13 protein-coding genes are annotated in these 21,541 nt (G+C 72.3%); 6 read left to right on the plus strand and 7 right to left on the minus strand.

Translation table 11 applies throughout. The features are described 5' to 3' along the window. Positions 1 to 39 precede the first annotated feature (39 nt). Positions 40 to 744 (plus strand): response regulator, encoded by a 705-nt coding sequence (locus IG78_RS0138275; protein WP_030573406.1) that lies wholly within the window; start codon positions 40 to 42, stop codon positions 742 to 744. Positions 745 to 1,544: 800 nt separating this feature from the next. Beyond that, positions 1,545 to 2,681, plus strand: a complete 1,137-nt coding sequence (locus IG78_RS0138280; protein WP_051853417.1) for a sialidase family protein — start codon at positions 1,545 to 1,547, stop codon at positions 2,679 to 2,681. Between the two features lie 193 nt (positions 2,682 to 2,874). Here the strand turns inward: IG78_RS0138280 and IG78_RS0138285 are convergent, their stop codons facing one another. From IG78_RS0138285 to IG78_RS0138305, 5 genes are all read right to left on the minus strand, one after another. After that, positions 2,875 to 3,810: a dihydrodipicolinate synthase family protein gene (locus tag IG78_RS0138285; RefSeq protein WP_030573410.1), complete on the minus strand. Its 936-nt coding sequence runs from the start codon at positions 3,808 to 3,810 to the stop codon at positions 2,875 to 2,877. Further along, the gene (locus tag IG78_RS0138290) at positions 3,807 to 4,886 is read right to left on the minus strand and encodes an oligopeptide/dipeptide ABC transporter ATP-binding protein (RefSeq protein ID WP_051853418.1); all 1,080 of its coding nucleotides are present in this window, start codon (positions 4,884 to 4,886) and stop codon (positions 3,807 to 3,809) included. The genes IG78_RS0138285 and IG78_RS0138290 overlap by 4 nt, the downstream gene beginning before the upstream one ends. A gap of 4 nt (positions 4,887 to 4,890) precedes the next feature. Then, on the minus strand, positions 4,891 to 6,993 hold the full coding sequence (locus tag IG78_RS0138295) for a dipeptide/oligopeptide/nickel ABC transporter permease/ATP-binding protein (RefSeq protein WP_078965908.1): 2,103 nt from the start codon (positions 6,991 to 6,993) through the stop codon (positions 4,891 to 4,893). Next, positions 6,993 to 7,952 (minus strand): ABC transporter permease, encoded by a 960-nt coding sequence (locus IG78_RS0138300; RefSeq protein WP_030573415.1) that lies wholly within the window; start codon positions 7,950 to 7,952, stop codon positions 6,993 to 6,995. The genes IG78_RS0138295 and IG78_RS0138300 overlap by 1 nt, the downstream gene beginning before the upstream one ends. A gap of 62 nt (positions 7,953 to 8,014) precedes the next feature. Further along, positions 8,015 to 9,643 (minus strand): ABC transporter substrate-binding protein, encoded by a 1,629-nt coding sequence (locus IG78_RS0138305; protein WP_107055099.1) that lies wholly within the window; start codon positions 9,641 to 9,643, stop codon positions 8,015 to 8,017. A 236-nt stretch (positions 9,644 to 9,879) separates the two neighbouring features. Between IG78_RS0138305 and IG78_RS0138310 the strand changes: the two genes are divergently transcribed. Together IG78_RS0138310 and IG78_RS0138315 are read left to right on the plus strand one after the other, a co-directional pair. Next, complete coding sequence (locus tag IG78_RS0138310; RefSeq protein ID WP_030573421.1) at positions 9,880 to 10,608, plus strand: FadR/GntR family transcriptional regulator; 729 nt, start codon at positions 9,880 to 9,882, stop codon at positions 10,606 to 10,608. Then, the gene (locus tag IG78_RS0138315; protein ID WP_030573423.1) at positions 10,605 to 12,497 is read left to right on the plus strand and encodes a beta-galactosidase; all 1,893 of its coding nucleotides are present in this window, start codon (positions 10,605 to 10,607) and stop codon (positions 12,495 to 12,497) included. The genes IG78_RS0138310 and IG78_RS0138315 overlap by 4 nt, the downstream gene beginning before the upstream one ends. On the opposite strand, the gene IG78_RS0138320 is transcribed toward IG78_RS0138315, so the two are convergent. Both IG78_RS0138320 and IG78_RS0138325 read right to left on the minus strand, forming a co-directional pair. After that, positions 12,449 to 13,339, minus strand: coding sequence for an NAD(P)H-binding protein (locus IG78_RS0138320; protein WP_051853415.1), 891 nt, complete (start codon positions 13,337 to 13,339; stop codon positions 12,449 to 12,451). The two genes, IG78_RS0138315 and IG78_RS0138320, sit on opposite strands and share 49 nt — an antisense overlap. Continuing rightward, positions 13,332 to 13,769: a nuclear transport factor 2 family protein gene (locus IG78_RS0138325; RefSeq protein ID WP_030573429.1), complete on the minus strand. Its 438-nt coding sequence runs from the start codon at positions 13,767 to 13,769 to the stop codon at positions 13,332 to 13,334. The genes IG78_RS0138320 and IG78_RS0138325 overlap by 8 nt, the downstream gene beginning before the upstream one ends. A 284-nt stretch (positions 13,770 to 14,053) precedes the next feature. Between IG78_RS0138325 and IG78_RS0138330 the strand changes: the two genes are divergently transcribed. Then, on the plus strand, positions 14,054 to 14,626 hold the full coding sequence (locus IG78_RS0138330; RefSeq protein WP_030573432.1) for a TetR/AcrR family transcriptional regulator: 573 nt from the start codon (positions 14,054 to 14,056) through the stop codon (positions 14,624 to 14,626). A gap of 675 nt (positions 14,627 to 15,301) precedes the next feature. Beyond that, positions 15,302 to 21,541: non-ribosomal peptide synthetase (locus IG78_RS0138335; protein ID WP_159398281.1), on the plus strand; the 6,240-nt coding region annotated here is incomplete at its 3' end.

The following is a 21,541-nucleotide window of genomic DNA, read 5'->3' on the forward strand; positions in this document are numbered from 1 at the left end:
GGGGTGAGCGGAATGGACCGGGTGGGCGGGGTGAGCGGAATGGACCGGGTGGGTGGGGTGGGCCGGGTGATCAGGGTGTTGCTCGCCGATGATCAGGCGCTGGTGCGGGCCGCCTTCGCCATGCTCGTGGAGTCCGCGCCGGACATGGCCGTGGTCGCACAGGCCGGGTCCGGGCGCGAAGCAGTCGACCTGGCCCGCACCGCACGCGCAGACCTCGTCGTCATGGACGTCCGCATGCCCGACCTCGACGGCATCGAGGCCACCCGCCTCATCGCCGCCGACGAGGACCTGGCGGGCGTGAAGGTCCTGATGCTCACCACGTACGACACGGACGAGCACGTCGTCGAGGCGCTGCGTGCCGGGGCCTCGGGGTTCCTGGTCAAGGACACCAGGCCCGCCGAACTGCTCGACGCGATCCGTACCGTCGCCGCCGGTGAGTCCCTCCTGTCACCGGGCCCCACCGCCCGCCTCATCGCCCGCGTGCTGCGCCAGCCGCGGACACCGGAGTCCGAGGCGGCCGTGCCCGCCGGGCTCGGCGGCCTCTCCGACCGCGAGCGCCAGGTCCTGACCCTGGTCGCCCGCGGCCTGAACAACACCGAGGTGGCGGACGCGCTCGGCCTGAGCCCGCTCACGTCGAAGACCCACGTCAGCCGCATCATGGGAAAACTGGGCGCCCGCGACCGCGCCCAGTTGGTGATCGTGGGCTACGAGTCGGGCCTGGTGACGCCCGGTACGACGCCGTAAGGGTGACCCCCGGGGCTGCGCCGGGCAGGTGACACGGTTCCCCGGTGCGAGGCGGTTGTGAAGCCGGTCGTGGACGCGGTCGTGAGGGCGGCGGTGATCGTATCGGGAGAGCCGTCCTTGACCCTTGCGAACACGGGTCCGTCACTCTCGTGCGTCAACACATCGTCAACTCTGTCGTGACGCAGGGGTATTGTCGTACCTCCCGAGGCGCATTAGCTTCACGCGGGACGTCCTACGTCCCACGTCCCGCCGCGAGGAGCCGTATGAGCCGTATGTCCCGCACGAGCCGCTCGCTTCGCAGCAGACGTCCCTTGGCCCCGGGCCCGGCGGCTTTCCGCCGCGTACGCCCCTGCCTGACCGCCTGCGCGGCGGCCCTCGCGGCCGCGGCGGGATTCACCACCCTCACGGCTCCCACCGCGCCGGGCGCGACATCTTCGACTCCGACGACACCCGCGGGCGCCGCGGCACCCGCGGACCTGGTGGCCCCTGCGGCTCACGTAACCCCTTCAGCTCACGTGACGCCCGCAGCTCGCGTAACCCATCCGGCCCATGTGGCACTTGCGGCTCGTCCGGCACTTGCGGCCCCTTCGGCAGAGGCGGCCCCTGAGGCCCATCCGGCCCCTGCGTCCCGCGCAGCGCCCGCAGTCCTCCCGGCATCCGAGGCACCCGAGGCACCCGAGACACCTGAGCCCCGTGAGGCACCAACGGCTCCCGCGGCCCCTGTGGCACCGACAGCCCCCGCAGCCCCTGCGGCACCCCCCGCATCCGTGGCCCCGGCACCCCTGCCCGCCCCGGCAGCCCTGCCACCCCCCACCCCTCCCGCCCGCTCCCGTGCCGACCTCCCCGCGTGCTCCCGTTCCGTGCCGTACGCCGCCCGCACCCACGGCTACGACACCTTTCGTATCCCCGCCGTCGTCCGCTCCGACCGGGGCACGCTGCTCGCGTTCGCCGAGGGGCGGCGCTCCAGTGCCTCCGACACCGGCAGCATCGACGTCGTGCTGCGCCGGTCCACGGACGGCGGCTGTACCTGGGGTCCGCTCGCCGTCGTCGCCGCGGGGCGGGGCGACACCCGCGGCAACCCCGCGCCCGTCGTCGACCCCCGTACCGGGCAGATCGTGCTCGTCACGTCGTACAACAGCGGAGCGGTGACCGAGGGACAGATCATGCGGGGTGAGGTTACCGCCGCCCAGAGCCGGCGTGTCTTCGTGCAGCGCAGCGGGGACGACGGGCGTTCGTTCTCGGTGCCGCGCGAGATCACGGCCGACGTGAAGCGGCCGCATTGGCGGTGGTACGCGACCGGGCCCGGGCACGCCGTCGCGCTCACCCGGGGGCGGCACGCGGGGCGGCTCGTCGTGCCCGCCAATCACTCGGCGGCGCCCGCCGCGGGCTCGACCGACAACGGGCAGGAGCCCAAGTACTACGGTGGGCACGCGCTCTACAGCGACGACCACGGGCGGACCTGGCACATCGGGTTCGTGGACGACACCTACGACGGGGTGCACAACGCCAACGAGTCCAGCGCGGCGCAGCTTGCCGACGGGCGGCTGTACGTCAATTCGCGCGACCAGCACGGTGTCGCCGTGGGCAACCGGCTCGACAGCCACTCCAGTGACGGTGGCCGCACGCTCGACCGGCCGTTCACCGTGCAGCCGACCCTCGACGGCGTGCCCGTCGTCGCCGCGAGCGTGCTCCAGCAGCGTGGGCCGCGAGGCTCCCTGCTCTTCTCCGGTCCCTCCGTGCCGACTGCCCGGCAGGCCATGTCCGTCTGGCGCAGTTGGGACGGCGGGGTCACTTTTCGCCGGGCGGTGACCGTGTCCCAGGACCGGGCCGGGTATTCGGATCTGGTGGAGGCGGGGGTGGGGGTGGTGGGGCTGCTGTACGAGACCGGGGCGTCGGGGACGTACGAGCGGATCGAGTGGCGCAAGGTGGTGGTGTAGGCCCTCGCGGGGCGCCCCGGCCTTGTCGGCGCTCCGCGCCTCGTCCTCAAACGCCGGACGGGCTGGATCTGTGCCGCACCGGCGACAGTTTCAGCCCGTCCGGCGTTTGAGGACGAGGCCGAAGGCCGATACGGGGTCTGGGGCGGAGCCCCAGTTTCGGAGAAGGGGCGGGACTGGGGCGCCCCGCGCAGGACTACAGCAACCCCGCCGCCGCCAGAAACTTCCCCACCCGCTCCGTCTCCTCCGCGGACAGCGGGACCTGGGGCGCCGCCGTGCGGGGGCAGTCGATGATGCCGCGCAGATGGAGCGCGGCCTTGAACGCCCCGAGCCCGGAGGAGCTGGCCCCCATCCGCAGGGGGTCACCGACGGCTGTCATGCCGTACAGCGCGCACAACCGTTCCTGCTCAGCCCGCGCCCGCTCCGGGTCCCCACCCCTCGCGTATCGGAAGAGCCGTACGTACCCGTGCGGATCGACGTTGCCGAGGCCGGGCACGACGCCGTCCGCCCCCATGGCGAGAGCGGAATCGACGGTGAGCTCGGAGCCGGTGAGCACGGCGAAGCCGGGCACGTCGGTGCGGGCGCGGGCGCCGAGGATCACCCGGCGCAGGCCCCCGTCGTCGCCACTGGAGTCCTTGAGCCCGGCGAGGGCCCCCTCGGCGGCGAGTTCGAGCACGAGGTCGGCGTCGAGCTTGGAGTGCACGGAGACGGGGAGGTCGTAGGCGAAGACGGGAAGCCGCCCGCGCTCTGCGACGAGGCGGTAGTGGCGGGCGATCTCGGCGGGGTGGGTGCGGGTGTAGAAGGGCGCGGTCACCACGACGCCGTCGGCTCCGGCGTCGGCGGCGGCCCGCACATGGTCCAGGACGCGCAGGCTAGCCATGTCGATGGCACCGGCGAGGACGGGCAGTTGCCCGCCGACGTGCCGCACGACGGTCGCGACGACCGTCCTGCGGTGCCGGTCCGGCAGGTACGCGGCCTCGGAGGACGAGCCGAGCACGAAGAGGCCGTCGACGCCGCCGTCGACCAGATGGTCGACGAGGCGTTCGAGGGACGCCACGTCCACCTCGTTGTCCGGGGTCAGCGGGGTGCACACGGGCGGTACGACACCGGTCAACGGGGCCGGAAGAGTCATGGAGTCTCCTTGGACGTGGCCGTGGCGGCGGCCATCGCTGCGGACGACTGGCTGACGAGGTCACGTGTGGTCTCGCCCGCCAGTACGGGATGGTGGCACCGGTAGCGGTGCGCGGGGCCCGCGTCCTCGAAGTCCGGCATGGCGGTCGCGCACACCGCGTCCGCCTTCCAGCACCGGGTGCGGAACGGGCAGCCGCTGGGCGGTTTCGTGGCCGACGGCACCGGGCCGACCAGCGGGATCGGGTCGATGGGGGCGAGCAGCCCGGGGGTCGCGGAGAACAGTGCCCTTGTATAGGGGTGCCGGGCTTCGCCGAGGATCCGCGCCGCCGGGGACTCCTCCACGATGCGGCCCAGGTACATCGTGATGACCCGGTCGCTCATCCTGCGCACGGTCTGGATGTCGTGGGAGACGAAGACCAGGGACAGGTTCAGACGTTCCTTCAGGTCGAGGAGCAGGTTGAGGATCTGGGCGCGCACGGAGACGTCCAGGGCGCTGGTCGGCTCGTCGGCCACCACGAGCTGCGGTTCGAGGGCGAGGGCCCGGGCGATCGCGACCCGCTGCCGCTGGCCCCCGGAGAGCTGTCCGGGCAGCGCGTCGGCGAGCACCGTGGGCAGGCCGACCAGGCTCATGAGTTCCCGTACCCGGGTGGTGCGCTGTTCGGGGGTGCCGCGGCGGTGCACGTCGAGGGGGTCGCGCAGGATCTGCCGTACGGGCATGCGGCGGTTGAGGGCCGTCGAGGGGTCCTGGAAGATCATGGCGGTGCCGGTGCCGACCGCGGTGCGGCGCTCGGCGGCGCCCATCTCCCACAGGTTCCGGCCGCGCAGCGAGACGGTGCCCGACGTCGGCCGCTGGATGCCGAGGAGGACCTTGGCGAGGGTCGATTTGCCGCAGCCGGACTCGCCGACGACGCCGACGGTCTCGCCCGCGGCGATGGTCAGGTCGGCGCCGGTGAGGGCGTACACCCGGTCGCGGGAGAACAGGCCGCCGGTGCGGGCCTTGTGCACGACGTGTGCGTCGCGCAGCGTGACCAGGGCCGCCGGGTCCTCGTCCGGGTCCGGCAGGTCACCGGGGGGCACGGTCTCAGCTACGGTCACGGACGGCCTCGCTTCCCCGGAGCGGCTGCTCCGCGCGGTCGGACGCCTGGGCGGCGGTGGCCGCGCTGTCGGACGCCTGGGCGGCGGTGGCCGCGCCGTCGGACGCCTCGGCGGCGGTGGCCGGGCTCCCGTCCGTCCCGGCGGCGAGGGCCGGGTGGTGACACGCCGTCCGGTGCGTGGCGTCCCCGAGCAGTTCGGGTGCGGTGGTGCGGCACAGGCCGTCCGCCAGCGGGCACCGGTCGGCGAACCGGCAGCCGGCCGGGAAGTCCGCGGGTGAGGGGACGACACCCTTGATCTGGGTGAGGCGTTCGGCCGCGGACTCCAGGGACAGGACGGAGCCGAGCAGGCCGCGCGTGTAGTGGTGGGTGGGGGACTCGACCAGGTCGGCGGTCACGCCCGTCTCCACGATCTGCCCGCCGTACATCACGACGACGCGGTCGGTGACGTCGGCGACCAGGGCCAGGTCGTGCGAGACCAGGATGAGGGCGAAGCCCAGTTCGGCGCGGAGCCGCAGCAGCAGCTCGATGACCTGGGCCTGCACGGTCACGTCGAGCGCGGTGGTCGGCTCGTCGGCGACGATCAGCTTCGGTTCCCGGGACAGGGCCATGGCGATGAGCACGCGCTGGCGCTGGCCGCCGGACAGCTCGTGCGGGTAGCTGCGCAGGGTGCGGTCGGGGTCGAGGCCGACGAGGGCGAGCAGCTCGGCGGGGCTGCGCCGGCCCCCGCGGCGTACGACCTGCTTGAGCTGGGCGCGTACCGTCATCGCCGGGTTCAGGGACGACAGGGCGTCCTGGTAGATCATCGCCATGTCGTGGCCGAGCAGGCGGCGCCGGGCCCGCATCGGCAGACCGAGCAGCTCCTGCCCGTCGAAGGTGACCCGGCCGCGTACGCGGGCGCCCTTGGGCTCCAGGCCCATCACCGTCAGCGCCGTCAGGGACTTGCCGCAGCCGGACTCGCCGACCAGGCCGAGCACCTCGCCGGGCCGCACGTCGAAGCTGATGCCGTCGACGATGTCCACGCCCGCGTGCCGTGCCTCGAAGCCGATCGTCAGGTCGCGCACGCTGAGCACGGGCGAACCCGCGGGCAGCGGCCGGGCGCGGGCGCGAAGGCGTGCCGCCGCCTCCGTGAGGCCCGGCAGTTCGAGGACCCGGCCGCTGCCTGGCTCCGGCGCCTCGACGGGGTCGTCCTTGCGTCCGGCGCCGGTGACGTCACGGCCGGACGGCGCGGCCCAGGCGTCCGAGACGCCCTCGGAGAGGACGTTCAGGGCGAGGACGGTGAAGAGCATGAGCAGGCCGGGGAAGACCGTCGCCCACCAGCCGCCGATCAGGACCAGGTTCTTGCCGTCGGCGATGACGCTGCCCCAGGAGGGGTCCGGCGGCCGGACGCCGGCGCCGATGAACGACAGGGACGCCTCGAAGACGATCGCCTCGGCCACCTGGACGGTGCAGAAGACCAGGACGGGGGCGGCGCAGTTGACGGCGACGTGCTTGATGACGATGTGCGGGGTGCGGGCGCCGATGACGCGTTCGGCGACGACGTAGTCCTCGCCGTACTGGTCGAGCACGTTGGCGCGTACGACACGGGCGATCGGCGGGGTGAACAGGAAGGCGATCGCGCAGATCAGGACGGTGATGCCACCGCCGAAGACGGCGACGAGGACCGCCGCGAGCGCGATGCCGGGGAAGGCCATGACGATGTCGAGGACCCGCATCAGGGTCTCGTCGACCGCCTTGCGGGAGGTCGCAGCGATCGCGCCGATCACCGCGCCGACGAGCAGCGCGAGCAGGGTCGCGCCGAGGCCGATGGCGAGGGACCAGCGCGCCCCGTACATCAGCCGGCTGAGGATGTCGCGGCCCAGGCTGTCCTGGCCCATCCAGTGCTCGGCCGAGGGGTGGCCGGTGCCGTCGACCAGGGTCTGCTGGTCGAGCGGGTCGTGCGGGGCGAGCAGCGGGGCGAACAGGGCGACGAGGACGACGACGGAGACGACGGCGAGCGCGACGCGGGAGAGCAGCGGCAGTCTCGTCAGGGAGCGCAGCCTGATGCCGGGCAGGGACAGCCGCTCGGTGAGTTTCTTGCGCGACTGGAGCATCAGGAGGTTCCCCTCAATCGCGGGTTCACCAGCAGGTAGAGGATGTCGATCACCAGGTTCACCACGACGAAGCCGACGGCGGTGGTGATGACGACGCCCTGGACGACCGCGGGGTCGCCGTTCTTCACCGCGTCGATCATGAGCTTGCCCATGCCGGGCAGCGAGAAGATGGTCTCGATGACGACGGCGCCGCCGAGCAGATAGCCGACCCGCAGGCCGAGCACGGTCAGCGGGTTGATGAGGGCGTTGCGCAGCACGTTGCGGCCGACGACCACCACCGGGGGCAGACCGCTGCCGATGGCGGTGCGGACGTAGTCCTTGTCGAGTTCCTCGACCACGGCCGTGCGGACGATGCGGGTCATCTGGGCGGCGACGGGCAGGGACAGGGCGAGCGCGGGCAGCGTCATCGTCTTCAGCCAGCCCGTGAAGGAGTCGTTCGGGTTGACGTAGCCGCCCGTCGGGAACCAGCCCAGGTCCACCGCCAGGTACTGGATCATCAGCAGGGCCAGCCAGAAGCCGGGCGCCGCGACACCGGTCAGGGAGACGACCCGGATGATCTGGTCGGGCAGTTGGTCCCGGTAGATCGCGGCGAGCACGCCGAGCGGCAGCGACAGGAGGACCGCGATGCCGAGGCCCAAGAAGGTGAGCTGCATGGTCAGGGGCAGCGCGGTGGTGATCTGGTCGATCACCGGTGACCGGGTCAGGACGCTGACGCCCATGTCGCCGCCGAGCAGATCGCCCACGAAGTGGACGTAGCGCACCGGCAGCGGGTCGAGCAGGCCGTTGTCCTCGCGGAACTGGTGCAACTGCTCCTGGGTGGGGTTCGCGCCCTGGTAGAACGCCGACGCCGGGTCGATGTCGGAGAACCGCATCACGAGGAACACGAAGAGCACGATGCCGAGGAGCAGGGGCACGAGCAGGGCGACGCGGCGGGCCAGGATGCGCAGGATCGCGGTCACTGCTCGGCGCTCCTAGGGTCGCTCATGGTGTACGGGGTCCTCATGTCGGTCGGGTCCACTTGTCAGGCCCACTTCGCCTGGAGCAGGTTGATCCCGGGGTAGGGCTGTGCGCGTACGCCGGTGAGCTGCTTGGCGTCCCACGCCGTCATCAGCTCGTTGTGCACCACGGGATACAGCACGGCCTCCTCGGCGACGATGTCGATGTAGTCCTGCACCATCGTCTTCTTCTTCGCCGCGTCCGGCTCGCGTGTCGCCCGGTCCATGAGCCGGAACAACTCCTTGGCGCGGGCGTTCTTCGCCCAGCGGGCGTAACCCATCCACAGGTTGTCGGGCCCGTAGTTGTAATGCATGATCAGGTCGGCCTCTACGCCGAACTGGTTGGGGTTCGACGCGGCGGCCACGACCTGGTAGTCCTTCTTCTGGTCCATCTTGGTGAAGACGGCCGTGGTCTCCTGCGGGTCGAGCGTGGTCGTGACGCCGATCGCGTCCCAGGACGCCTTGATGGTGGGCAGGCAGTCGACGATCCAGCTCACGTTGACCGCCATGATGTTGATCTTGAGGTTGTCGACCCCGGCCTCCTTCAGGAGCGCCTTGGCCTTCTTCGGGTCGTGGTCGTACACCGTCTTCGCCGGGCGGTAACTGGGGTTTCCCTCGTTGAGGAACGAGGAGGCGCCCTTGCCGTGCCCCTTCAGGGCGACCTCGATCATCTTCTCCCGGTCGATGGCGTAGTGCAGGGCCTGGCGTACCCGTACGTCGTCGAACGGCTTGTGCGCGGTGTTGAACATCAGGAAGAGGTTGTTCATGCCGGCTCCGCCCTCGACCGTCATGCCGCCCTGCTTCAGGCGGTCGATGTTGGCGTACGGGATGTTGTCGGAGATCTCCGCGTCCGCGCTCGCGCCGGAGATCTTCGCGACCCGGGGCGCCGCGTCGACGATCGTCAGCCAGTTCATCTTCTTGAAGGCGGCGGGCCGCGGACCGTTGTAGTCGGCGAAGGCCTCGAAGGTCGTGTTCGACTTCGGGTGGTGCGCGGCCTGCCGGTACGGGCCCGAGCCGATCGCCTTGCCCTTGGTGGCGTCGTCCCACGCGCCGGGCTCGGAGTAGACGTGCTTCGGCATGATCTTGGCGAGCGTGAGCCGGGCGGCGCCGTCGGGGAAGGGGAACTTGAGGATCAGCTCGACCCCCCGCGCGTCGACCTTCCTGACCTCCTTCAGCCAGCCCGCGAAGAAGCCCTTGGCGAGGCTCTGCGTGCCCGGGTCGAGGATCCGTTCGAACACGAAGACGACGTCGTCCGCCGTGACCGGCTTGCCGTCGTGCCACTTCGCGCCCGCGCGCAGCTCGAACCTCCAGGTCGTCGCCCTCAGGTCGGCGGGCACCGCGGTGGCGAGCTGCGGATAGGGGTCGCGGGAGATCGGGTCCGTGCCGAGCAGCGCCTCGTAGATGTGCTCGTTGCCTGCCATCGCGAACGCCGAAGCCGTCTGGGTCGGGTCCCAACTGCCGTCGTTGCCGTAGCCGATGACGGCCGTCAGGGTGCCGCCTGCCTTGCCGCCGACGCCGGTCGCGTTCGTGGACTCCGGCCCCGAGCAGGCCGCGAGCGTACCGGTGAGCCCCGCCGCCGCGCCGAGGGCGCCGGTGTACTTGAGGAAGGACCGGCGGTCGGGTCCGGGCCCGCCGTCGCGCGTCACGGGGATCAGGTGGCTCACAGCGCCTCCATGAGGGGCTTCCGGTGGGAGATCCCACGTCCTACGTCATGCTGGCGTGGCGACCATAAGAGGGCCGGAGGGGTCGGTCAAGAGAACGCGCACGGAACGGAACCCGCCGATTCCGGATCGGAATTGACAGAGCGTCGGCCGGAATCAAGCCGGGCGGTGGCCCGGGATGACAGAAGTCTCGCCCGGACATGGGACGTGGGATGTCATCCGTGTCTACGATGTGGCGCATGCCTCAGGAGCCCATCCGTGCACGGCGTGTGAGCAGTCAGGTCCAGCGCGAGGTGACCCAGCTCATCCTGGACCGGCGGCTGCGCCCCGGCGCCCTGCTGCCGACCGAGGCCGAGCTGATGGAGGAGCTAGGCGTCAGCCGCAACTCCGTACGCGAGGCCCTCAAGGCCCTCCAGGCCCTGGACATCGTGGAGATCCGGCACGGCTACGGCACCTATGTCGGCCAGGCCTCGCTCACCCCGCTCGCCGACGGCCTGACCTTCCGCACCCTGGTCAAGACCGCCGACGACACGCACGCACTCGCCGAGATCCTCCAGGTCCGCGCGGTCCTGGAGCAGGGCCTCGTCCAGGAGGTGGCCGCGGCACTCACCGACGCCGAGCTGTGCGGCCTGGAGGACCTGGTGGCCCGGATGGAGGGGCGCGCCGCGGCCGGTGAGGCCTTCCCCGATCTGGACAGGGAGTTCCACGAGGCGCTGTACCGGCCGCTTGGCAACGCGCTCGTGCCGCAGCTTCTCGGCGCGTTCTGGCACGTCTTCCACCGGGTCGCGGGCGTGCGCGGCTGGTCGAGCGATCCGGCGCCCCACGTCACCGTACGCAGGCATCGGGACATAGTGACGGCGCTGCGTGCGGGGGACGTGGGTGCCGCGCAGCGGGCGATGGCCGACCACTTCCGCGGCATAGAGGCGCGGGCGGTCCAGGAGACGAGGGGAGTGGGATGAACGCGCTCGACCGGTTCTACGCCAAGCTGGCGTCCCCCGGGTACGGCGGGGACTACAACCCCGAGCAGTGGGGCCCCGGGACGCACGCCGAGGACATGGAGCTGATGCGCGAGGCGGGCGTGAACCTCGTGACGCTCGGCATCTTCGCCTGGGCCACCACCGAACCCACCCCCGGCACCTACGACTTCGCCTGGCTCGACGCCCACATGGACCGCCTCGCGGACGCGGGCGTGGCCGTCTGCCTCGCCACGATGACCGCGTCACCGCCGCCCTGGCTGGCCCGCCTGCACCCCGAGACCCTGCCCGTGACGGCCGAAGGCACTCGCTTGCACCCCGGCTCACGCCAGCACTGGTGCCCCTCCAGCCCCGTCTTCCGGCGGCACGCGGTGCGCCTGGCCGAGCGCGTCGCCACGCGGTACGCGGACCATCCGGCGCTCGCCCTGTGGCACATCGGCAACGAGTACGGCTGCCACATCTCGCGGCACTGCCACTGCGAGGTGTCCACCGCCGCGTTCCGCGCCTGGCTGCGCGAGCGCTACAACACCCTTGCCGCGCTCAACGACGCCTGGTCGACGACCTTCTGGTCCCAGCGCTACAGCACCTGGGAGGAGATCCACACCCCCCGGGCCGCCCCCTCCTTCGGCAATCCGGCACAGCAGGCGGACTTCTGGCGCTTCTCCTCGGACGAACTCCTCGCCTGTTATCTGGCGGAGCGGGACGTCCTGGCACGCATCACCCCCGGCACGCCCGTGACCACGAACTTCGTCCCCGTCGCCAAGACCCTGGACCTGTTCCGCTGGGCCCCGCACCTGGACGTCGTCTCCTACGACTCCTATCCCGACCCGCACGACCCGGACGCGGCCCAGCGCTCCGCCTTCTCGTACGACGTGATGCGCGGCCTGAAGAACGGACAGCCCTGGCTGCTCCTCGAACAGGCGCCGTCCGCCGTCAACTGGCGGACTCACAACGGCCGCAAGCCGCCGGGGCGGATGCGCCTGGACAGTTGGCAGGCGGTGGCGCACGGCGCGGACGCGGTGCTGTTCTTCCAGTGGCGCCAGTCGCGCGGCGGTGCCGAGAAGTTCCACTCGGCGATGGTGCCGCACGCGGGCCGCGGGACACGGACCTTCCGTGAGGTCACGGAGCTGGGCGCCGAGCTGGCCGACCACCCCGCGCTGCTGCGTTCGACGCCCGCCCGCGCGGACGCGGCCCTGCTGGTGGACTGGCCGAACTGGTGGGCCCTGGAGACGGAGGCGCACCCGAGCGCGTCCTTCGACTTCCTGCGGACGGCTCTCGCCCACCACAAGCCGCTGTACGACGCGTCGGTGGCCTGCGACGTGGTGCCCGTGGACGCCGAATTCACGCCCTACCGGCTGCTCGTCGTCCCCAATCTCTACTCGCTCGCCCAGGAGACGGCGACCCGGCTCACGGACTACGTACGTTTCGGGGGCACCCTCGTGGTCTCCTGCTTCTCCGGCATCACCGACGAACACGACCGGGTACACCTGGGCGGCTACCCCGGCCCCCTGCGCGAGGTCCTCGGTCTGACGGTCGAGGAGTTCGACCCGCGCCCCGACGGCACCTGGGCCGAAGTGATCCGCCCCGAGGGCGCGGAGACCGTCGTCACGTCCGAGGGGGGCGGCCCCGCGGTCACCCGGCACTCCTACGGGCGTGGCACCGCCTGGTATCTGGGGCTGCGCCCGGAGCCCGAGGCCCTGCGCGAACTCGTCGACCGGGTGCGTACGGAGGCCGGGGTGCTGCCGGTGGCCGAGGGGCTGCCGCCGGGCGTGCAGGCGCGGGTCCGGGTGACGGCGGCGGGGGAGCGGCTGCGGATCGTCCTCGATCACCGGGACGGCACGGTGGCCGTGGAGCCCGACCGGGCGGCGCGGTAGAAGTCCGCGAAGGCGCGGGGCGGGCGTCCGGTGAGGCGTGCCACGGTGTCCGTGACGCGGTCCTCGGCGCCCTCGGCGATGGCGTCGTCGAAGGCCGCGAGCAACCGGGCGTAGTCCGCGGGGATGCCGAGTTCCGTGAGGTGGGCGGTGAGACGGTCGCTGGGCACCGGGCTGTGCCTGACCGGGCGGTTGCCCACCCGCGTGATCGTCGCCGCCACCTCGGCGTAGCTCAGCGCCTCCGGGCCGGTGATCACCAGGTCGTTCTCGGGGGCGGTGGGGGTGGTGAGGGTGTGTACGGCGACCGCCGCGATGTCGTCGGCGTCGACGAAGGCCACCCGGCCCGTGCCGGTGGCGGTCGTCAGGACACCCGAGGCGGCGATGGCGCGGGCGTGCGGGCCGTCGCCGGTGAAGTTCTGCATGAACCACGACGGGCGGAGCACCGACCACTGGGCGAAGAGAGCCGACTCCGCGAGGAACGCGTGGACGCGGCCGATCCAGGGGCCGCCGCGTTCGGCGGCGGACGAGCCGAGCAGCGCCACCCTGGTCACCCCCGCCGCGCGCGCCCGGCGCAGGAACGGCAGCATGACGGCGGCCGGATCCGCGTCACCGGGCGGCGGTACGAGGTAGACGCGGTCCGCTCCGCGCAGCGCCGGGGCGTGGGTCGCCTCGTCGTACCAGTCGAAGCGGACCGCCTCGGTTCCCGGGTGCGGTGCGCGGGCCGTGCGGCTCGCGGCACGGACGCGGTGGCCCGCCGCGGTGAGCCGGGCGGTGACACGACTGCCGGTGTTGCCGTGGGCGCCGACGACCAGGACGGCCGGGGCGCTCGGGTAGGCGTCAGGCATGGACTGCTTCCTTCAGGGAGCCGGGGATGGCGAGAGGGTTCCAGTAGTCGCGGTACAGCGTGAACCGGCCGTCCTTCGCGGTGACCACGACCACGTACGTCATGTCGAAGGTGCCGTCCGTCGCGACGACGCGGCCGGTGGCACGCATCTCTACGACGATCGTCTCCGGTGCCGCGGTCTCGTGGATCTCCAGGTGCGGGAAGGCCCGGTACTCGACGTGGGCACCGAGGCCGCGCAGATAGGCGGTGATCCGGTCCCGGCCGTCCAGGCGCCGCGGGTAACCGTCGGGGGCGAAGGGGAACTCGGCGACGGCGTCCTCGGCGAACAGGGCGCCCCAGGCTTCCAGGTCGCCTGCGAGGAGCAGGTCCACGCCCCCGCGGAACAGCTCGGAGGGGGTCGGCGGGGCGGGCGGGCTTGCGGACGTGGGCATGGCGGCGTGCCTTCCTCTAGGATTCGGACTGGCGGTCCGCTTCGAACGATACGGACTGCTGGTCCGCTTTGTAAAGGGGCCCTCGCCGGGGCCCCTCCGCCCCTTGCGGGCGCCTCCGTGCGGGCGCCCCGTGTCCCGTGCGGATGTCCCCGTGCGGGCGCCCCGTGTCCCGTACGGGTGTCCTCGTGGAGGCGCCCCGTGTTCCGTGCGGGTGCCCTCATCGAGGCGCCCGCGTCCCGTGCGGGTGTCCTCATGGGCGCCCGTGTCCCGAAGAAGGTGTCCTCATGACCGAGCGCAAGGCCCGCGCCGACGCCGCCCGCAATCGCGAGGCCGTCCTCGCCGCCGCCGACGAGCTGTTCGCGAGCGGCGGCGGTCCGCGCGGGGTGTCCATGGAGCAGGTCGCGGCGGCGGCGGGTGTCGGCAAGGGCACCCTGTTCCGCCGCTTCGGCGACCGCAACGGCCTGATCCGCGCGGTGTTCAGTGCCCGCAGCGAGGCGGTGCGCGCGGCCGTGGAGTCCGGGCCGCCGCCGCTCGGCCCCGGGGCGGCGGGGCGCGAACGGGTGCCGGCGATCCTGGACGCCCTCCTCGCCTTCAAGCTCGACAACCGCCATCTGTCCCTCGCCCTGGAGGAGGCCGGCGCGGGCAGCCCGTACGAGGTGGAGCACTACGGGTGGTGGCACGGCGTCATGCGGGACGCGCTGCGTGACACGGCGGTGCCCGACGCCGGATTCGCCGCGCACGCGCTGCTCGCGGCGGTCCGCGCGGACCTGGTGGAGCACCTGGCGTCGGCGGAGGAAATGCCGGGCCGTGAGATGCGGGAGCGCCTCGCCGCGTACGCGGCGAAAGTCGTCGGCTAGCAGTCGTCGGCCGGAATTTCCGCGCCGGGGCGGTGCTTTCCGGCCCCGTTCTTCTGTTCCGGGGTCGCCGCCCAAAGGCTTGAAAGGTGTGAGGTAAAGGGCCCGCATTGCGGTCGGTGTGGGCTTTGTAGCGGCCGACAGTTCACGTCGTCGGCGCGAACGCGCCCGGTGGATCGCGCCAAAGTGTGCCGTCCGGTCAACCTTTCGGATATCCGTGCCGTTGCGCCGTCACGGGCCGTCGGCCCATACATCTCCATGCCGTCCGTGGGGCGGGTGATCCCTACACCTAGGCTGCTAAAAGTGCGCACTTGTGGTGACTTGTGCCTTTCGTCTTAGCGTCTTGTTAACGGGACACGCCACCCGTCCGCCGCCGACGACGGTGGCCACGACGCGCCCACCGGGTCGCGGCTGAGATGTTGAGAAAAACAACGTGGCATCGCCAAGGAAGCGCTGTGCGGAAGGATTCTTCTTTTCCTCGGGCGGGCGACCGCGTTACGGTCGGCTCGGGAGATCGGTGACGGCTGACGTGAACAGGAGTGCGCCTGAATGACGACGCATGAACCCCTAAGGGATTCCCGTTGAAGCGTTCTTTGGAATTTCTTGTGAGTTCCCCCTTCTGGCTTGTCGGCCGAACTCTCGCGTGTTCCGCAAGTGCTTACGAACCTTGGAGTTTTCGTGACTGACCTTCGTGGCTCCTCCGCCGGTCACGCGCCGCCCCCCGGTGCGACCGTCGCGGCGTTATTCGCAGAGCAGGCAGCCGCGTCGCCGGACGCCGTCGCCGTGACCGGTGCCACCGGCGAGAGCACCTACCGCCGCCTCGATGAGCGGTCCGACCGCCTGGCGCACGTGCTGCGTGCCCGGGGGGTGGTCCGGGAGTCGGTCGTCGCGGTGGCCCTGAGCCGCTCCGTGGAGTACGTGGAGACGGTGCTCGCCGTGCTCAAGGCGGGCGGCGCCTATCTGCCCCTGGACCCCGAATACCCGGCGCAGCGCCTCGCGTTCATGCTGACCGACGCCGCACCCACCGTCGTGGTGAGCGACCTCGCCACACGTACGCAACTGCCGGAAAGCGACCTGCCCCACCTCCTCCTGGACGAGGACGCCACGGCCACGGCGCTCGCCGCCGCCCCGGCGGGACCGCTGCCACAGATGGACGGCCTGCCGGACCACCTCGCCAACGTGATCTACACGTCCGGTTCCACGGGCACCCCCAAGGGCGTGGCCGTCACCCAGCGGGACGTGACCGCCCTCGCCGCCGACCGGCTCTTCGGCGGCGCGCACACCCGGGTCCTGCAACACGCGCCGCTGGCCTTCGACGCCTCGACGTACGAACTGTGGGTGCCCCTGCTGTCCGGCGGCACCGTAGTGGTGGCACCCCCCGGAGTCCTGGACGGCGACGGCATCGCCACGCTGATCTCCCGGCACCGGATCACCGCCCTGTTCGCCTCCGCGGGCCTGTTCCGGGTGGTCGCCGAGGAGCAGCCGGGCGCCTTCACCGGGCTGCGGGAGCTGTGGACCGGTGGCGAGGCGGTGTCCGCGGAGGCGGTGCGCCGCGTCCTGCGCGCCTGCCCCGACCTCCTCGTGTACGACGTGTACGGGCCCACCGAGACCACCACCTTCGCCACCAGCCACCCCCTGAGGTCGGCCGACCAGGTGCCCGAATCGGTGCCGATCGGGACGCCGATGGACGGGATGCGCGGCTATGTGCTCGACGCCGCACTGCGTCCCGTGGCGCCCGGCGCGGCCGGTGAGCTGTACCTGGCGGGGGCCGGGCTCGCCCGCGGCTATCTGGGCCGCCGTGCCCTGACCGCCGAGCGGTTCGTGGCCTGCCCCTTCGACGGCTCCGGCGAGCGCATGTACCGCACCGGCGACGTGGTGGCCCGGGCGGAGGACGGCACCCTGGAGTTCCGGGGCCGCGCCGACGCCCAGGTGAAGATCCGCGGGTTCCGCATCGAGCCCGGCGAGATCGAGGCCGCCCTGGAGACCCACCGCCAGGTGTCCCACGCCGTGGTCGACGTGCGCGCGGCGCCAGGGGGCGGCGGCAAGCAGCTCGTGGCGTACACCGTGCCCGCGCTCGACGAGACCTTCGACGCCGGACGCGGCGGCGGCACGGGCCACTTCGTGCTCGACTCCGGCGTCGGCCCCGGCGAGCTGCGCGCGTATCTCGCCCAGCGGCTGCCCTCGTACATGGTTCCCGCCGCGTTCGTGGTGCTCGACGAGCTGCCGCTGACCGTCAACGGCAAGGTCGACCGGGACGCGCTGCCCGACCCCGAGTTCCACGGCGCGGCCTACCGGGCGCCGCGCGACGAGCGCGAGGAGACCCTCGCCGCGCTCTTCGCCGAAGTCCTCGGCGCCGAGCGCGTGGGCATCGACGACGACTTCTTCACCGTCGGCGGCGACAGCATCCAGTCCATCCAGGTCGCGACGCGCGCCCGGGCCCGTGGCATCGTGGTCAGCGCCCGCGAGGTGTTCGAGCACCGCACGGTCGCCGCGCTCGCCGAGGTCGTGACGGCGGCCGCACCCGGTACCGCACCCGTCCTCGCGGAACTGGACGGCGGCGGCGTCGGCTTCCTGCCCCACCTGCCCGTCACCCACTGGGTACGGGACTGGGGCCCCGGCTTCGAGCGGTTCTCCCAGGCGATGGTCCTCGAACTGCCGCGGGGCATCGACAGGCCCGGCCTGGTCGCCACGCTCGGCGCGGTCCTCGACCGGCACGACCTGCTGCGGGCACGGCTCGTCGAGGCCGGGAACACCGACGACACGTCGGCCCCGGGCGGCCCGGGTCTTGTCGTCGAGCCCGTCGGCGCACTCGACGCCGACGCCCTGATACGGCACGTCGGCTGCGACGGCCCGTGGGACGCCGAGGGGGAGCGGGCCGAGGCCTGGCGCACGCTGCTCCTCGCCGAACTCGACGCCGCGGCCGGGAGGCTTGACCCCGCGGCGGGCGTGATGGCGCAGTTCGTGTGGTTCGACGCGGACCCCGAGCGGGCGGGCCGCCTCCTCGTCGTCCTGCACCACGTCGTCGTCGACGGCGTGTCCTGGCGCATCCTGATGCCCGACCTGGCCACCGCCTGGCGCCAGGTCCGCGAAGGCCACAAGCCCGAACTCGCCCCCGTCGGCACCTCCGTACGCCGCTGGGCACACGCCCTGGCCGAGGAGGCGGGACGCCCCGAACGCACCGCCGAGCTGAAGCTGTGGCGGTCGATCGTCGAGGGCCCCGACCCGGTGCTCGGCGCGCGCCGCCTGGACCCGGCCGTGGACGTGGTCGCCTCCCTCTCCCACACCCGGGTGCGGCTCCCGGCGGACGTCACCGAGACACTCCTGACCACACTGCCCGCCGCGTTCCGCGGCGGTGTCAACGACGGACTCCTGGCCGCACTCGCGCTCGCCGTCACCAAGTGGCGGGCCGCACGCGGAGTGCGGGAGACGTCCTCCCTGATCCGCCTCGAAGGCCACGGCCGCGAGGAGGCCGCGGCGCCCGGCGCCGACCTGGCGCGCACGGTGGGCTGGTTCACCAGCGCCTTCCCGGTCCGCCTCGATGTCGCGGGCGCCGACCTGGAGGAGGCCTTCGCGGGCGGCGCCGCGGCGGGAGCCGTCGTCAAGGCCGTCAAGGAGCAACTCCTGACCGTGCCCGACAAGGGCATCGGCTACGGCCTGCTGCGCCACCTCAACCCCGAGACGGCCGCCGTGCTCGCACCGCACCCGATGGGGCAGATCGGCTTCAACTACCTGGGCCGTTTCTCCGTCGGTGCGGACATGCCCGCGGACCTGCGCGGCCTGGGCTTCACCCAGGACACGGGTGTGGCCGACCTCGCGGAGCTGGACGCGGGCCAGGACCCGCGGATGCGCGCCCCCGCGGAGCTCGACATCAACGCGCACGTCACCGACACCCCCGAAGGCCCCCGCCTGAGCGCCCTGTTCACCGCACCCGAGGGCGTACTGACCGAGGCGGAGGTGCGGGAACTCGCCGACCTGTGGGTGCAGGCCCTGCAGGGCCTGGCCCGGCACGCCGAGCAGCCCGACGCGGGCGGCCTGACGCCGTCCGACGTGCCCCTGGTGAAGGTGACCCAGGCCGACATCGAGAACTGGCGGCGGCGCTACCCCGACCTCGGCGACATCTGGCCGGTGTCCCCGCTGCAAAAGGGTCTGCTGTTCCACTCCATGATGGCCGTGGAGTCCGGCGCCACCTTCGACGCCTACCTGTGCCAGTACACCCTCCACCTGTCCGGCGACGTCGACCCCGCCCGCCTCCGCGCCGCCTGCCAGGCCCTGGTGCGGCGTCACCCCGCGCTGCGCGCGGCCTTCGTACCCGGACCCGACGACGAACTCGTCCAGCTCGTCATGGACACCGTCGAACTGCCCTGGGAGCAGCGCGACTACCGCGACCTCAACGACGCGGCGCGCGAGGCACGCCTGGAGGAGTTCCTCGCCGACGACCTGACCGTCCTGTTCGACCCGGCGCGCCCGCCGATGCTGCGGATGGCCCTGCTCACCCTGGCCCCCGACCGCCACGAACTCGTCCTGACCGTCCACCACGCCCTGTTCGACGGCTGGTCCCTGCCCCTGCTCACCCAGGACCTGCTGCGCCTGTACGCCACCGACGGCGACCTCACCGCGCTGCCCAGGGCCCGCAGCTACCGCGAGTACCTGACCTGGCTCTCACACCAGGACACCGCTGAACCCGCGCGGGCCTGGCAGCGCGAACTCGACGGTGTCGAAGAGCCCACCCTGCTCTTCCCCGGCGCCGAATCCGACGCCGAAAGCACCGGCATCGGCCTCGCCGACGTCCCCCTGTCCGCGGCCCACGCCCGTGACCTGGCCCGCCGCGCCGCCGAACACGGCGTCACCCTCAATACCCTGGTCCAGGGCGCCTGGGGCGTCCTCGTCGGCTACCTCACCGGACGCCAGGACGTGCTGCTCGCGGCGCCCGCGTCGGGACGCCCGCCGACGCTCGCAGGAGTGGACTCGATCGTCGGCATGTTCCTCAACTCGCCGCCGGTGCGCGTCCGCTACTCGGCCGGTGACTCCCTCGGGCAGGTCCTCTCGGACCTCCAGGGGCGGCAGGCCGGGCTGCTCGAACACCACCACTACAGCCTCGCCGACATCCAGCGCGGCGCGGGCCTGCCGACGCTGTTCGACTCGGCGATCGGCTTCGAGTCGTTCCCCCTCGACCGCGCGGCCATCGCCGAGGCCGGCACCGCCGCCGGGTTCACCGTCACCGGCATGCGCACGTTCACCGCCACGCACTACCCGGTGACCGTGTACGTCTACCCGGACGGCCCCCAGTTGCGCATGGTCGTGCACTACCAGCGGCACGTCCTCGACCAGGTCGCGGCGGACGCGCTCGCCGACCGGTTCGGGCGGGTCCTCAGCCGGTTCGCCGAGGACCCGCACGCCCGGGTGAGCGACATCGACGCCCTCGCGGACACCGAACGCCACCAGGTCCTGTCCGGCTTCAACGCCACCGAGCATCCGCGCCCCGACACCACCGTCGCCGACCTCTTCGCGCAACGCGTCACCGCGGACCCCGACGCGACAGCCGTGATCGACACCGACGGCACCCCCCTCACATACCGGCAACTCGACGAGCGCACCAACAGCCTCGCCCGCCTCCTGCGCGGCAACGGCGTGCACCAGGACACGGTCGTGGCCGTCGCCCTGCGCCGCTCCACCGCATACGTCGTCACCGTCCTGGCCACCCTCAAGGCAGGCGGCGCCTACCTGCCCATCGACCCCGACTACCCCGCCGAACGCCTACAGTTCATGCTCCACGACGCCGCCCCCGTCGTCCTGGTCACCGACACCACCACCGCCACCGAACTCCCCGAACACGACAGCCCGCACTTGGTCCTCGACGACCCCGCCACCGTGGCGGACCTCGCCGCGGCCCCGGCCGCCGACCTGCCGCCGTCCTGGCGCGGCCACCCCGCACAGCTCGCCTACGTCATGTACACCTCCGGCTCCACCGGCACCCCCAAGGGCGTCGGCGTCACCCAGCACGGCGTGACGGGACTCGCCCTGGACCGCTGCTACACCGGCAACGCGCACGAGCGGGTCCTGATGCACTCCACGCAGGCCTTCGACGCCTCCACCTACGAACTGTGGGTGCCCCTCCTGAACGGCGGCGCCGTGGTCGTCGCGCCGCCCGGACGCCTCGACGTCAGCACCCTGTCCCGGTTGGTCGATGAGCGCCGGATCACCGGACTCCTGGTCGCCGCGGGCCTGTTCAAGGTCGTCGCCGAGGAGGCACCGGAGGCGTTCACCGGGGTCCGCGAGGTATGGGCGGGCGGTGACGTGGTGCCCCCGGCCGCCGTGGAGCGGGTCATCGCCGCCTGCCCCGGCATCAAGGTCGTCGACGCCTACGGCCCCACCGAAGCCACCATGGCCGCCTCCATCCATCCCATGGCGACGCCCGAGGACATCGGCGCGGTGGTCCCCATCGGCCGCCCCCTGGACAACACCCGCCTCTACGTCCTGGACCCGGCCCTGCGCCCGGTGCCGCCCGGCGTTCCCGGCGAGCTGTACATCGCGGGCGAACGCCTGGCCCGCGGTTACCAGAACCGCCACGCCCTCACCGCCGAACGCTTCGTCGCCTGTCCCTTCGCGGGCTCCGGCGAACGCATGTACCGCACCGGCGACGTCGTGGCCTGGACCCCCGAAGGCCGCCTGGTCTTCCAGGGCCGCGCCGACACCCAGGTCAAGATCCGTGGCTTCCGTATCGAACCCGGCGAGATCCAGACCGCCCTGGAGAAGCACGACGACGTCTCGCACGCCGTGGTCGTCCCCCACGAGGACCCCTCCGGGCAGCAGGGCAAGCAGCTCGTCGCGTACGTGGTCCCGGCACGGGCCGAGGGCACGGGAACCGGCAGCGGCTCCGCGACCAAGGAACTGGCCACGGAGGAACTGCGCACCTTCGTG

It is taken from the genome of Streptomyces aureocirculatus, assembly GCF_000720475.1.
Classification (GTDB): domain Bacteria; phylum Actinomycetota; class Actinomycetes; order Streptomycetales; family Streptomycetaceae; genus Streptomyces; species Streptomyces aureocirculatus.